The 13,435-nt window shown below is 62.9% G+C and carries 10 protein-coding genes and 4 pseudogenes; 6 read left to right on the top strand and 8 right to left on the bottom strand.

Annotated elements, in window-relative coordinates; all coding sequences use genetic code 11:
• Positions 1 to 117 precede the first annotated feature (117 nt).
• The 3 genes and pseudogenes from JGU71_RS29305 to JGU71_RS29295 all read right to left on the bottom strand — a co-directional run bounded on the left by JGU71_RS29305 (position 118) and on the right by JGU71_RS29295 (position 2,963).
• On the bottom strand, positions 118 to 615 hold the full coding sequence (locus JGU71_RS29305) for a DnaB-like helicase N-terminal domain-containing protein (RefSeq protein ID WP_199708674.1): 498 nt from the start codon (positions 613 to 615) through the stop codon (positions 118 to 120).
• A gap of 264 nt (positions 616 to 879) precedes the next feature.
• A pseudogene (gene nrdH / locus JGU71_RS29300) lies at positions 880 to 1,116 on the bottom strand (glutaredoxin-like protein NrdH).
• A 263-nt stretch (positions 1,117 to 1,379) separates the two neighbouring features.
• A complete protein-coding gene (locus tag JGU71_RS29295; protein WP_199682995.1) occupies positions 1,380 to 2,963 on the bottom strand; it encodes an MFS transporter in 1,584 nt (527 codons plus the stop codon).
• 122 nt (positions 2,964 to 3,085) lie between these two features.
• Between JGU71_RS29295 and JGU71_RS29290 the strand changes: the two are divergent.
• Positions 3,086 to 3,719: pseudogene (locus tag JGU71_RS29290) on the top strand (TetR/AcrR family transcriptional regulator).
• Between the two features lie 243 nt (positions 3,720 to 3,962).
• On the opposite strand, the gene JGU71_RS29285 reads toward JGU71_RS29290, so the two are convergent.
• Complete coding sequence (locus tag JGU71_RS29285) at positions 3,963 to 4,979, bottom strand: helix-turn-helix transcriptional regulator (RefSeq protein ID WP_199708676.1); 1,017 nt, start codon at positions 4,977 to 4,979, stop codon at positions 3,963 to 3,965.
• Positions 4,980 to 5,104: 125 nt separating this feature from the next.
• On the opposite strand from JGU71_RS29285, the gene JGU71_RS29280 reads away from it, so the two are divergent.
• The 5 genes from JGU71_RS29280 to JGU71_RS29260 all read left to right on the top strand — a co-directional run bounded on the left by JGU71_RS29280 (position 5,105) and on the right by JGU71_RS29260 (position 10,286).
• Positions 5,105 to 5,425 carry a 2Fe-2S iron-sulfur cluster-binding protein gene (locus tag JGU71_RS29280; RefSeq protein WP_169594483.1) on the top strand — a complete coding sequence of 107 codons (321 nt, stop codon included), beginning with the start codon at positions 5,105 to 5,107 and terminating at the stop codon, positions 5,423 to 5,425.
• Positions 5,426 to 5,450: 25 nt separating this feature from the next.
• Positions 5,451 to 6,839 (top strand): cytochrome P450, encoded by a 1,389-nt coding sequence (locus tag JGU71_RS29275; RefSeq protein WP_199708675.1) that lies wholly within the window; start codon positions 5,451 to 5,453, stop codon positions 6,837 to 6,839.
• Positions 6,836 to 8,038: an NAD(P)/FAD-dependent oxidoreductase gene (locus tag JGU71_RS29270; protein WP_169594485.1), complete on the top strand. Its 1,203-nt coding sequence runs from the start codon at positions 6,836 to 6,838 to the stop codon at positions 8,036 to 8,038. Before JGU71_RS29275 ends, JGU71_RS29270 begins: the two co-directional genes overlap by 4 nt.
• Before the next feature lie 65 nt (positions 8,039 to 8,103).
• Positions 8,104 to 9,564 (top strand): cytochrome P450, encoded by a 1,461-nt coding sequence (locus tag JGU71_RS29265; protein WP_199708673.1) that lies wholly within the window; start codon positions 8,104 to 8,106, stop codon positions 9,562 to 9,564.
• A complete protein-coding gene (locus JGU71_RS29260) occupies positions 9,561 to 10,286 on the top strand; it encodes a transglutaminase-like domain-containing protein (RefSeq protein WP_169594494.1) in 726 nt (241 codons plus the stop codon). The genes JGU71_RS29265 and JGU71_RS29260 overlap by 4 nt, the downstream gene beginning before the upstream one ends.
• A gap of 380 nt (positions 10,287 to 10,666) precedes the next feature.
• Here JGU71_RS29260 and JGU71_RS29255 read toward each other — a convergent pair.
• The 4 genes and pseudogenes from JGU71_RS29255 to JGU71_RS29240 all read right to left on the bottom strand — a co-directional run bounded on the left by JGU71_RS29255 (position 10,667) and on the right by JGU71_RS29240 (position 13,272).
• Positions 10,667 to 11,984: pseudogene (locus tag JGU71_RS29255) on the bottom strand (IS256 family transposase).
• 115 nt (positions 11,985 to 12,099) lie between these two features.
• Positions 12,100 to 12,516, bottom strand: a pseudogene (locus JGU71_RS29250) (ATP-binding protein); the annotation flags it as partial.
• An 80-nt stretch (positions 12,517 to 12,596) separates the two neighbouring features.
• Positions 12,597 to 13,007, bottom strand: coding sequence for a DUF6262 family protein (locus JGU71_RS29245; protein WP_199708672.1), 411 nt, complete (start codon positions 13,005 to 13,007; stop codon positions 12,597 to 12,599).
• A 34-nt stretch (positions 13,008 to 13,041) separates the two neighbouring features.
• Positions 13,042 to 13,272, bottom strand: a complete 231-nt coding sequence (locus JGU71_RS29240; RefSeq protein ID WP_233530269.1) for a hypothetical protein — start codon at positions 13,270 to 13,272, stop codon at positions 13,042 to 13,044.
• Positions 13,273 to 13,435: the final 163 nt, after the last annotated feature.

Raw genomic sequence — 13,435 nt, 5'->3', positions numbered from 1 at the left:
TCGCCCATACCAGTGCGCACAGCCCGAGCACTTCGACATCCTCGGCGGGCAAAACAGCGTATGACTCCTCGTCCGGCCAGCCCGCAGGAGAAGCAAGCGTCAGGTTTGGTATCGAAGTCATCTAATTGCCCTTTCATGCTGATGTCCAGCTAAGCCGTAGTCCTCGTCGCCAACGACGGAATTGAGTCGATTCCGACTGGCAAACCAGTGGCTGACAGACATGTCCGTTACGTTGTGAAATGCAGGTTTGTGCTCCCACTGAGGGCAAGATGCAGATAATTCGTCTTCGCTCGCCTCGGCAGCGAGCTGCGCCAACGTGACGGCTGCGGTGGCGTATCCGCGGCGGTAGGACTGCGCGAGTACAGCACGTGCGTAGTGCGATATCTCGTGTTCGCGGGCATCAGCCAAGGCGACGTCGGTGAGTGCGCGACTGAGCAGGCCGCTGACTTTGCCGGCGCGCGGCAGCTCGGCCAACACCAGCGCCGAACGGTGCGGCCGGGACTCGGTCACCAGGCGTGTGATCACAGTGAACAGCAGCGCGGCGCAGACCGGACGGTAGAAGTCAGCCGGTTTGAGTAGGTTGATGACGGTGCGGGCAGCCTCAGGGCTCGCCACAGTAGTGCGCGCAACGTTTGTGCTTCGACGTCGAGCTAGGTGTAATTCAGGTCGTCGGAGTCGAGAGCGGCATGGAACTCGCCGGCCATGTCGGGCATGGGGGTAGCGCTCATCGGTTCCGATTCTTCCGTGTCGCGGTATCGAGTGTGAGGTCATCCGCCGCGCCAGCTCCGAGCTCGGTGTGGGATGCCGGATGTGCGGCGGTTGCATTCAGGTGGCTATCGAGTGGCGACGGTTGCGCGAGCTCGCGAGGGTCCTTCTCAGTCAAGCCGCTGCGGCAGCGAGCGCGGAAATGCGGTCGGGACGAAACCGCCGAAATGAGTTCCGCCGTCCATGACAATCACCGGTGCCTGTAGGTGGCCCAGGCTCAACACGTAAACCCGCGCGGCGTCGTTTTGCGAGATGTCGACCAACGTGTAGTCGATTCCGGCCTTGTCGAGAGCAACGGTACGTCGCGTTGCACTGCACGCATGCAGGCTTGGTGTAAATGGTGACGGTCAAAGTGGAACCCCCGCCGAGAGAATGGTGGGACATGGCGACCGAGAACGACGGGTCCTCCAGGCACGGATCGCGGCGCATCAATCGTGGGCTCGAACGACGGATCGTGCCGCACGGACGCAAAGGCTCGCGAGGCTCTTCGAGATAAGTTCGAGCGTGAGGCTGCGTCGGCGGGGGAATTGACGCCGCAGGGAGTTCTTGCGCGCGGCTGCAGCGGCACCACGTTCTCCGGCTACGTGGTGAGAGTCGTAGCGAGCTTATCTCGGTTACTGGGTTCGCAACGCGCGAAGCGCGGGCTCTTGGTCGCGGTCGCTATGGCGCTCGCGATCGTGGTCAGGGACGTGTCGTCGGCCGGGCGTCCAGGGGGCGAGTACGACCGCCCCAACGCCGACGATGATGGCCAGGACCAGCGACGCTTGTTCGGCGCCGTGCACGAATGCGGCCTTGGCGAAGTCGGCCAACTCCTGCGCGGCAGGACCTGTCCGGTCGGTGACCTGCAGGGCTGCTGCGAGTGAGTCGGATACGGGCTCGCGTGCTTGTTCGGGCAGTCGGGGCAGTGCGGGTTGGATGCGGTTGCTGTACCCCGCGGCGAGCACGCTTCCGGCGATGGCGATCCCGATTGCTGCGCCGATTTCTCTGGCGGCGTCGTTGACGGCCGCGGCGACCCCCTGCTTCTCGGGGGGTGTATCCGCCACGATGGCAGCAGTGGCGGGTGCGGTGCACAAACCCAACCCAGCACTCAAGATGAGCAGTGGCCACAACATGTCGACATAGACGGCATCGACGCTCAGCCGGCTGATCAGGAACAACCCCATCGAGATGAGCAACAGCCCAGTAACGGTCACCATGCGTAGGCCGACCCGCTCGGCGAACCACGGCGCGATCACAGAAATCAATACCAGCGGAATGATCATCGGAGCGATCGCCAACGCGGAGTGCAGGGGGCGGTAGCCGAGAATCAGCTGTAAGAATTGCACGAGAACCAGGAACACCCCGAACATCACGACGAACTGGAGCGTGATCGAGACGGTCGCGCTACCGAACCCGCGATGGATGAACAAGTGCAACGGCAATAGCGGATGCTCGACTCGTAGTTCGACGGCAACAAAGATCGTCGCGGCGACCAGTCCGGTCCCAAGGAGACCGAGCACGACCGGGTCGTCCCAGCCGCGTAGCGGCGCCTCTGTCAAGGCGACGACGATGGCCCCGATCGTGACCGCGATGCTCACCGAACCCACTGGATCCATTGCTGGACGTAGTCGGTCGACGGATTCGGGAATTGTGAAAGCCAAGATCAGCAGCACCAACCCAATGGCGGTCAATCCGGCGAAGATCGACTGCCACGACCACACCTCAAGCAGAACGCCGGATCCGAGAATGCCCAGCACTGCACCGGATCCGGCCACACCTGCCCAGATCCCGACCGCCCGTCCGCGCTGGTGCTCCGGGAGACCTGTGGTCATAATCGACAGAGTCGACGGCATCACGAGTGCGGCGCCGGCACCAGCGATTGCGCGTGCGGCGATCAGTGAAACCGGGTCCTGCCACAGCAGCGGTATTGCCGATGCGGCCGAGAATACCGTCAGTCCAGCGATCAGTACGGCCCGTCGACCGTAGCGGTCACCCAGCGCGCCAGCAGGGAGCACCAGACACGCCAATGCGAGGGTGTAACCGTCGACTATCCAGGTGAGTTGGACCTGGGTCGCACCAGTCGCGGTCGCGATGTCGGTGAGGGCGGCGTAGAGCGCTGCCATCGACCCGATGACCAATGCGACGGACAGGCACGACACCACCAGCGTCCATTGCTGGGCCCGCGACAAGCGTAAAGTCGAAGATTTGGTCGATTGCATCGCGCCTCCTCTGTGCAGATATCGCCAGTAGCTGTCCGCTACTATCGGTATCATAAATGTTATCGGGACGACAGTGCCATCGGTGTTTCGGTTCGGTTAGCGAACGAGAGGTGCATACAGGGATGAACGCTGATTCTGGATCGTGCGCCGATGATGACGACATCGATCCGCGGCGGATGCGCTCCCGTGCGCGGTTGCTGGACGCGGCGACTGGGTTGCTCAGCACCGGCGGTATCGAGGCGGTCACCATCGACGCAGTGACAAAGGCGCCCAAGGTTGCCCGCACTACTTTGTACCGGCATTTCAGCAGCTCGACGCATCTGCTCGCTGCAACCTTCGAGCGACTGTTGCCTCAGGTCACGCCGCCGCCAGAGAGCGGGACATTACGCCAGCGTTTGATCGAGTTACTGAGTCGGCAAGCGGTTCTGATCGAGGAAACGCCGATACAACTCACGACGCTGGCCTGGCTCGCGCTCGGGTCCACCGCTTCCGGCAGCAAGTCTGGCGGCCCGCACGAAGATGGGTCACGATCGATGGGTGCGCTGCGCGCCCGGGTCGCCGATCAGTACCGTGGGCCGTTCGATCAGATACTCGACAGCCGCCGAACTCGGCGAATTCGACACCACAGTTGCCTTGTCGCAACTGGTCGGGCCGATAGTGTTCGCACGCCTGACCGGTATTCACGCCTTCGGTCAGTCCGACTGTGTTCGCCTGGTCGATGACTTCCTCGCTGCGCGCAGGATGTTTCTCCTGTAGAAGCATCCGGGGACCCAGCAGCCGCTCAAAAGAGGCGACTTCTGGTTGCATTGAGCAACACAAGAGCCTGGCAGGCTGAAAGAACGCAGCCTCGCCGATGTCCGATGGAAATATCGGCACGCCGACTCCAATCGACGACAATGCGAAGATCGCTGGAATAGCTCACGTTTCGAAGGGGAACTGCTTCGAACGCTAGGTTGTGCGGTCAGCTGGGTGCGCTATCGGGCGGTTCGGGCTACAGATTCACCTTTCATGCTGGTCGTGAGAGAACTCTCTAGGAGATCGGCCGGTCCATCGCTTGAAGGCGTGTGAGAAGTTGGATAGGTCGCTGTATCCGAGATCCGTCGCTATCTCACTCACCGAGATTGATCGGTCGAGGAGTCGTAGCATCGCACGCTCGCGCAGGCATGACTCGCGCAGCTCGCGAAAGGTGGTCCCCTCTTCGGAGAGGCGCCGCTTGAGTGTGCTGGTGGAGATTGACAGCTCGTCAGCTACCGATTGTCGGCTGCTTTGCCCGGGACGATCCTTCTCCAGGAACCGTCTCACCTTCTCCGAAAACGATGTGGTCCCGCTCCGCTGTTCGAGAGTTTGCTTCAGGTCGACTATGGCGAGTCGATACGCGAGGGGATCGGAGAACCGGCAGACCTCGCTGAGCGTTTCAGCGGGGACATGGAGGAAAGACATTGGGGCGTTGAAGAGCAGTCGCCCGCCAATAATTTCTTCATGGTTGGTCATGAAGGTCGGCACCGGCCAAGTCAGGTGGAGTCTGACGGTTGAAACGTCTCCGGCGAGCATGTCGAGTAGTCGCAGCACTGCCAGCCCGCCGTAGGTGACGACCAAGCAGTCCAGTGCGGGATCGCTTGTGTGTCCGGTGAGTGCGATGGTAAGGCCGTGTTCACTTGGATAAAACTGTGGACTCAGGGCTGTCGAGATCAATGGCAGATAGGTGAGCAGTTCCACGATCTCGGCTACGGAGCCTGCGCTGACCAGCGGAAAACTCAAGGGGCCGAACGATGTCAACTGGGCCTGTTCGGCGAACGCGAAGCCGAGCAGTATTGCCTGGTCGACATCCAGCTCGGGATAGACCTCCCGAAACCACCGTAGAGGGGCCTGAACCTCACGCTGGATTAGAAGGCCTTCATTCGTTCCCTCGCGAGTCATGACGTTTCGAAACCGCGCGACGGCGTCTGGGTCGAGTGCTTGACTCTCGAGCAGTTGCACGAACGCGAAGGGGGGGACACCGACTTCGTAGAGGCTCAATTTGTTGCGCATCCTCTGAACCGAACTCACAAATATATGACTCCGCCGAACATAGCCTCGGCGGTCCTCGTCGACAACACTTTCACTTAGTTCCCGTGTCGAGGACGCCGCATTAGGAGTTGGCTATGTCAGTTATCACATTTGTCTCCCACGACGGCGACAAACACGAGGCGCCCCTCGAGGAGGGGCACTCGCTGATGCAGGTCGCAATCAACAACGCGGTGCCCGGCATCGACGGAGACTGCGGAGGCGAAGCCGCGTGCGGTACGTGCCATGTGATCGTCGATCCGCAATGGTCCGAGCAGGTCGGACTGTCGGGCACCGTTGAGGAGGAGATGCTCGCAATGAATCCCGAGCGTCAGCCGACCTCCCGACTGTCCTGCCAGATGGTGGCCTGCGCGGTATGGGACGGCTTGATCGTCCAACTGCCTGAGTTCCAGATGTGACGACGACAGAGAGGGGCAAGACGTGATGAAGATTCCAGAGGGGATCACCGCCAAGATTCAGTCGACCATCCCGATGGACTTGCAGATCCAGGGCGCTCAGATGTACGACTTCACCCGGCGATGGATGACCGGGACGAACGGGGAGAAGCTCTTCGTCGAGCGCCCCATCCCGCCGGTGGAGGACGTCGAACTGGCCGACATCGACCTCAGCAACCCATTCCTCTACCGCCAGGGCCGCTGGCAGTCCTACTTCGAGCGCGTGCGCAACGAAGCTCCGGTCCACTATCAGCCCAACAGTCCGTTCGGCCCGTTCTGGTCCATTACGCGGCATGCCGACATAATGGCCGTCGACAAGAACCACGAATCGTTCTCGGCCGAGCCGGTCATCGTAATCGGGGTCCCACCTCGCTTTCTTGATATCGAGATGTTCATCGCGATGGATCCGCCACGTCACGACGTGCAGCGGGCCGCTGTACAAGGTGTGGTCGCGCCGAAGAACTTGCGCGAGATGGAGGGTCTGATTCGATCGCGAGTCCGGGAAGTGCTGGACAAACTGCCAGTTGATCAGCCATTCGACTGGGTTCAGAGTGTCTCTGTTGAGTTGACGGCTCGGATGCTTGCCACCCTCCTGGACTTTCCCTACGAACAGCGCCGCAAGCTCGTCTATTGGTCAGATCTCGCATCGTCGATGGAGCAAGCAAACGGAGGTCCCTCTGACAACGACGAGGTGTTCCGCGGCATGCGCGACATGGCGCGAGGGCTCAGTGCGCTCTGGCACGATAAGGCGGCTCGGACAGCTGCCGGCGAGCAACCCGGCTTCGATCTGATCACCATGCTGCAGAGCAACGAGGACACCAAGGATCTGATCAAACGCCCGATGGAGTTCCTAGGCAACCTGGTGTTGCTGATCGTCGGAGGCAACGACACGACCCGGAACTCGATGAGCGGAGGTGTTCTTGCGCTCAACCGGTTTCCTGACCAGTTCGAGAAGTTGAAGGCGAACCCGGACCTGATTCCCAACATGGGCTCGGAGATCATCCGCTGGCAGACACCGCTTGCCTATATGCGCAGGATCGCCAAGGCCGACACCCTGCTCAACGGGCAGTTCATCCGCAAAGGCGACAAAGTCGTGATGTGGTATGCCTCGGGCAACCGCGACGAGCGTGTGTTCGAACGCCCCGACGACTTCATCATCGACCGGGCCAACGCCCGCAACCACATCTCCTTCGGCTTTGGTGTCCACCGCTGCATGGGAAACCGGCTGGCCGAGCTGCAGCTGCGGATTCTCTGGGAGGAGTTGCTTCCTCGCTTCGAAAACATCGAAGTCGTCGGCGAGCCCGAATACGTGCAGTCCAACTTCGTGCGCGGTATCAGCAAGATGATGGTCCGCCTCACCCCGAAGTCCGACGCATGACATTGCAGCGGGCCCTCATCGTCGGGGCCAGCCATGCCGGGGCCCAACTCGCGGCCAGCCTGCGCCAGGAAGGGTGGGTCGGGGAGATCGTCCTCATCGGCGAAGAGTCTGCGTTGCCATACCAACGCCCTCCGCTGTCGAAGTCCTATCTAGCCGGGACGAGCACACTCGACGAGCTCGCGATCCGCAGCGCCGAGTTCTACCGCAAACAGGGAATCCGACTCCTGGACGCGACGGTCACGGCGATCGACCGCTCGGCTGGTCACGTCGTACTGAACACCGGCGACGCACTGCCCTACGACAAGCTCGCGCTGTGCACCGGCGCTCGTCCTCGGCGGCTCTCCACACCTGGCGCGGACCTGGCCGGGGTGTACTACCTACGTACTGCCGCGGACGTCGAGAGTATCCGCGAGGCCGCCAGGCCCGGGCTTCGGGCCGTTATCGTCGGCGGCGGCTATATCGGTCTGGAGACGGCCGCCTCGTTGCGTGCGCTCGGTCTGGAAGTCACCGTGCTCGAGGCGACCGGGCGCGTCCTCGAGCGGGTCACCGCCCCCGAAGTATCAGCGTTCTTCGACCGGATCCACCGGGAGGAGGGTGTCAACATCCGGACGGGCGCACTGGTCGAGGCCCTGTCCGGTGACGGTAGGGTCCGCGAGGTAGTCCTCGCTAGTGGCGAATCGATTCCCACCGACCTCGTCATTGTCGGCATCGGCGTGGAACCGAACACCGAGCTCGCCGCCGCCGCGGGTCTGGTCGTCGACAACGGTATCGAGATAAACGACCACGCGCGGACCAGCGCCCCCGACATCGTGGCCGCCGGGGATTGCGCCAGCCACGTCATGGCCCGTTACGGCCGTCGCATTCGCCTGGAGTCCGTGCCGAGCGCGGGCGAGCAGGCCAAGGTCGCCGCTGCGACCATCTGCGGGAAGTCCAAGAAGATAGCGGCGCTTCCATGGTTCTGGTCGGATCAATACGATCTCAAGCTCCAGATCGCTGGTCTCAACACCGGCTACGACGAAGTTGTCCTCAGCGGCGATCCGACCCGGGACCGCGACTTCAGCTGCTTCTATCTCCACGCGGGCGAGCTCATCGCCGCCGACTGCATCAAACGCCCCCGCGACTTCATGTTCAGCAAGCGGGTCATCACGCAGCAACTCCCTGTCGGCCGGGCCGAACTCGTGCTTGCCGACTCGGCCTGAAGCGTTGGGTCCGTTGGGGCGACAGGCATAAGCAGCGAACGCGGGACCGATTCGGAAGGACTTCAATGACGAACGTCATCCATCTCCCGCTGGCGAAGGGTCGTGAGCGGCTCTCGTCGGTCCTCATGGTGCCACTGCCGAGTCGGGTCGACGCGGCCCTGCTGGGGGCCAGTGACCGGTGGCCTGTCCGTGACCTCGCCCCGCCCCCGGCGGGGTCGGGCCTGGAGCCGGTCCGAGGGACCGCCGGACTGCCTCTGCTCGGTCACACGCTGGACTACATCCGGTTCGGCTCTGACTTCACCCGGCTCAGATACCAGCGGTTAGGACCGGTCTCGTGGATGGGCGCCTTCGGCACGAAAATAGTGATCGTGGCCGGCCCGGATGCCACGCAGGAGGCACTAACAACCAAGGCGAAGTCGTTCTCCCAGGACGGGTGGACCTATCTCATCGATGCCTTCTTTCACCGGGGCCTGATGCTGATGAGCTTCGACGAGCACAAGATGCATCGTCGGATCATGCAGGAGGCTTTTACCCGCGACCGGCTCGCCGCCTACGTCGACCAGCTCGGCCCGACGCTGGAGACGAGCATCCCCAGGTGGACACCGGGACAGTCCACGCGAATCTACCCATTGCTGAAGGCCTTGACTCTCGACGTCGCAACGAACGTCTTCATGGCGGGTCGGGGAGGGAGCGAGGACACCGACGCAATCAACGACGCCTTCGTGGCCACCGTTCGTGCGGCCAGCTCGATCATCCGTTTCCCGCTGCCTGGGACTCGGTGGCGAGCCGGAGTCCGTGGGCGCGCGCTCCTGGAGGACTACTTCAGCCGGCACGTGCCGGCGGCGCGAAGCGGCCAGGGAAGCGACCTGCTTTCGGGGCTGTGCCATGCGAGCACGGCCGACGGTGAGGCGTTCACCGATGAGGACGTCGTCAACCACATGATCTTCTTGATGATGGCTGCCCACGACACGTCGACCATCACCACCACCGCTGCCGTCTACTTCCTCGCCAAGCACCCCGTCTGGCAGGAACGGGGTCGGGCCGAGTCCGACCACCTCGGTGAACGCCGCCCGGACATCGACGACCTGGACTCGCTGAGGACTCTCGACCTGGTGATCAAGGAAACGCTGCGTCTGGTGGCGCCCGTGCCGATCGTGATGCGCAAGACGGTCGAGAATGTCGCGATTGCCGGACGCCACATCCCCGCGGACACCCTGGTGGCTGTAGCTCCGGCGGTGAACCACTTCGACGAGTCGTGCTGGACCGACCCCGACACCTTTGACCCTGACCGCTTCAGCGAGCCGCGGCGTGAGGACCAGAATCACCGCCTCGGGTGGATTCCCTTCGGAGGAGGGGTGCACAAGTGCATCGGTCTGCACTTCGGCACTCTCGAGGTCAAGGCGATCCTGCACCACATGCTGCGCACCTACAGCTGGACGGTCCCCGATCAGTACGAAGCTAGATGGGACAACACCTCGCTCCCCGTCCCTGTCGACGGGTTGCCGATCACCATGGAGCGCAGATGAATCCGGCACCGGCGGCGCAGTTGCGGGCGACCGACTTCCTCGACATCGAGCACGAGTCAGTCCGGGCGTTCACCGCAAACGCCATTGGGAATGCGAGCACCGACCGGGACAAGGCAACGCGCCTCTTCGCCGCGGTCCGCGACCAGATCTGGTACGACCCCTACACGGTGTCGGACGATCCGGCCCACTATCGAGCGAGCTTCGTCCTCGAGACCGGGCGCGCCTACTGCGTCCCGAAGGCGGTGCTCTTGACCGCGGTATGCCGCGCGGCAGGGATTCCGGCGATGCTGGGCTTCGCTGACGTCCGTAATCATTTGCAGACCGAAACACTACGAGCGCTCATGGGCGGCACGGACCTGTTCGTCTATCACGGCTACAGCCATCTCTACATCGACGGCCGGTGGATGAAGGCCACGCCCGCGTTCAACAGCGAATTGTGCGCGCGCTTCGGTGTGCCACCGGTGGATTTCGATGGCGATAACGACGCCCTCCTGCACGCATTCACGGCAGACGGAGCCCAGCATATGGAGTACGTCCGCGAGCGCGGCATCTTCGACGACCTGCCTCTGAACGCGATCCTGACCGCGCTTCGGCATACGTACGGACCGCTGATGTTCAAGTCCGCTCCCGTGATCGCTGACGCTTTCACCGACACACCCAGTGGACACAACCGGCCCGACGGGATCTCCGCCGGTTCCCACTCACCCGGGGAGGAGCGATGAGCACGGCGCCCGCAGCGGAACGCCTTGGATGTGCGCAACCTTGCCAGCGGCCAACTGGTCGGAACCGTCCAAGGCGGTCTGTTCAACGCCGGGCATGTCTACCTCTCAGTGGAGCGGGTGAACCTGCTTGCCGAGATCTACGACGAGTTTGGAGCCTGGCTGACGGAGCGGGTGAGGTCCCTGAGCCAGGATAGGGCGGCAGGTTCGACCGGGTGCGACTGCTGATGACGCTCAGCGAAAATGCTCAGACTTGCTCGGCGAAAGAGCCCACCTGTGAGCTGTGTTCACTGTAGTGGTTGGCGGGTTCCGGTCGTTGCTCTTCGGAGGGTGTCCGACCGTGCGTGGTGAGAGATATTGTCAATACCTGTGGATCGGGGATTTCATGCGACCTCCGATTCGGCGGTTTCCGGCTCGGTTGTTGACGCTTCGGGCGTGATATCGGTCGGGCGTTCGAGCAGCTTGCCCTTGTGGAACACCGCGCCGGCGCGCACGAGTGCGACCAGGTGGGGTGCGTTGACCGCCCGCCAGCGAAGTTGCGCGGCATCGATCAGCTTGTAAGACATGGCAATTCCCGCTGCACGAGACCCGGGACTCTTGGTGACCTTGGTCCGCAATCGTACGGTCGCAAAAGTCGATTCGATCGGGTTCGTCGTGCGCAAATGCACCCAATGCTCGGCCGGATACCGATAGAACTCCAGCAGCACGTCGGCGTCGTCGACGATTTTCGCGACCGCTTTCGGATACTTCGCCTCGTAGTCGACCGCGAACGCTTTGATGGCGACCTGGGCCTTGTCGATGTCTTCGGCGTTGTAGATCTCCTTCATCGCCGCCAACGCACCGGGATGCGCCGACTTCGGCAGCGCAGCAAGTACATTGGCTTGTTTGTGGAACCAGCACCGTTGCTCACGGGTCGTCGGGAACACCTCCCGCACAGCCCTCCAGAACCCGAGAGCACCGTCGCCGACCGCCAACACCGGTGCGGTCATGCCGCGGCGCCTGCAGCTGCGCAGCAGATCGGCCCACGACTCGGTCGACTCCCGGTATCCGTCGGTCAACGCGACCAACTCCTTGCGGCCGTCGGCGCGGACCCCGATCATCACCAACAGACTAGAGCTTCTCTTGCTCCAGCCGAACTTTGAGGTGGATGCCGTCGACCCAGAGGTAGACGAAATCGGTACCGGACAGGTCCCGCTCTCCGAATGCTTTCGCTTCGTCCTGCCACTGCGCGGTCAGCCGAGTGATCGAGGCGGCCGACAGCCCAGCACCGGAGCCGAGGAACTGCTCCAACGCCGGCCCGAAGTCGCTGGTCGACAGCCCGTGCAGATACAACAACGGCAGCACCTCGTTCATCTGTGGCGACTTCCGCGCCCACGCCGGCAGGATCGCCGAGGCAAAGCGTTGCCGCTCACCGGAATCGGGATCGACACGCTTGTCGTTCACGCGCGGCGCTGTCACCGTCACCGCGCCCGCCGCGGTCAGCACGTCGCGTTGGTGGTGGGAGCCGTTGCGGACCACCAAACGGTGGCCGTTCTCGTCGACCTGATCAGCGAACCGGTCGATGTAGGCGGCGACTTCGGCCTGCAACGCCGCCGCGAGCATCTGCCGGGCACCGTCACGGACGATCTCGTCGAGCAACGACCGCGCGGTCATCTCGCCGTCCGCGTTGGACGAACCGGTGTCGTGAACTACCTTGAGCAAGGGCGTACCTTCCCAACCAGCGTTGGCGCGCTGGTCTTGATCGAATACCTGATTCCGTGAAGATCATCCTCCGGGAAGGTGCGCCCCTCCCAAAACCCCCATCCACAGGTATTGATCATTGCTCTGCGTGGTGGTCGCGCAGTCGGTAGGAATCGCCGTCGAGGTTGAGAACCACCGATCGATGCAGCAGTCGGTCGAGCATCGCGGCAGCGACGGTGGTGTCACCGAGCATCTATCCCCATTCTCCGACGCCACGGTTGGTCGTGATCACAATGCTGGTTTTCATATACCGTTGCGCCACAACTTGAAACAACGCCGATGCCGCCTCACCCGGCAGTGGTAGGTAGCCGAGTTCATCGATCACCAACAGTGTCGGGCCGGCGAAGAACCGCATCGTTGTCGCCCACCGGCCTTCGATCGCAGCGCGGTGACAGCGGGCGGCGAGGTCGGCGGCGGTGGTGAAGTAGGTGAGGTAGCCGGCGTGGGCGGCAGCTCGTGCCAAACCGACCGACAGATGCGTCTTTCCGACGCCTGCAGTTATCGAGGGATGAGGCGTGCCGGTGGCGTGTTTGCGCAGGTGGAAGCGTTGATGCGATCGCAACAGCGTTACGGTCAAGTCGGTGTGGTTCCGCGGCGGGTGAGTTCGCGTCGGAGGTCGAGGTTTTCGCCGTGGGCTCGTTCGAGAACCTTGCGGAGGTCTTGGAGCTGCTGGTGATGTTGCTTCTTCAGGTCGGCGATCTGGCGCGTCAGGGTGATGACGAGCGTGTTGTCGCTGTCGGCTGGCGTGGCGGCGATCGGGGTGTGGCGCGCGCGGAGGTTCTCGATGCGCTGTCGGAGATCGGCGTGGTTGTAGAGGAAGGCGTGGGAGACGCCCGCTTCGCGTTGAACGGCTTGGAAAGTGATCGGCTCGTTGCGTTTGACGAGTCGCCGGATTGCCTGGTCGGCATCTCGGGTCTTGTTCAGTGACTTGGTTTTCGCGGCTGCGTCGAGCACGGCGATACGCCGATCTCGGGTGTCGGTCACGGTCGGTTCCTTCGATGTCGGGACAGGTCGAGGGTCAGAGCGACTGGTCCGGCGGAGGGTTCGCGGCATGCCGGTGTGGTGCCGTGGGCGGCAGCGTCGGGCGCTGAGTCGAGCGTTTCGAGCAGCCGCGTGAGAGCGGCATGTTCGGCGCGGCGCTGGTGAGCCAGACATTGTCCTCGGGCATTGGTTGGTGGTGGCGCTGCTCGAATTCGGTTGTGGCGCGGTCGATCAGGTCGGCGGTGTCGCGTAGCTGGCGTTGCAGCACCTGGCGGTGGGTGGCGTCGATGACGAACGCCGAGCAGGTCAGGCACCATTGACTGAACTAACTTCAGGTTTGGGGTAGGTCGGAAGGCTATGGCTCAAGGCGGCTTCGGTAGCTTGCCGACGTGATCGAATCGGAGGAGAACGGCCGCGATCTGGCGAGCCTG

The sequence above is a fragment of the Antrihabitans stalagmiti genome, from assembly GCF_016482825.1.
GTDB lineage: Bacteria > Actinomycetota > Actinomycetes > Mycobacteriales > Mycobacteriaceae > Antrihabitans > Antrihabitans stalagmiti.
This window is presented reverse-complemented; position numbering and strand designations above follow the sequence as displayed.

Coding starts and splice junctions, on each gene's coding strand:
- JGU71_RS29295 (WP_199682995.1), bottom strand. CDS start 2,963: ATGCAATCGACCAAATCTTCGACTTTACGCTTGTCGCGGGCCCAGCAA.
- JGU71_RS29280 (WP_169594483.1), top strand. CDS start 5,105: ATGTCAGTTATCACATTTGTCTCCCACGACGGCGACAAACACGAGGCG.
- JGU71_RS29275 (WP_199708675.1), top strand. CDS start 5,451: ATGAAGATTCCAGAGGGGATCACCGCCAAGATTCAGTCGACCATCCCG.
- JGU71_RS29270 (WP_169594485.1), top strand. CDS start 6,836: ATGACATTGCAGCGGGCCCTCATCGTCGGGGCCAGCCATGCCGGGGCC.
- JGU71_RS29265 (WP_199708673.1), top strand. CDS start 8,104: ATGACGAACGTCATCCATCTCCCGCTGGCGAAGGGTCGTGAGCGGCTC.
- JGU71_RS29260 (WP_169594494.1), top strand. CDS start 9,561: ATGAATCCGGCACCGGCGGCGCAGTTGCGGGCGACCGACTTCCTCGAC.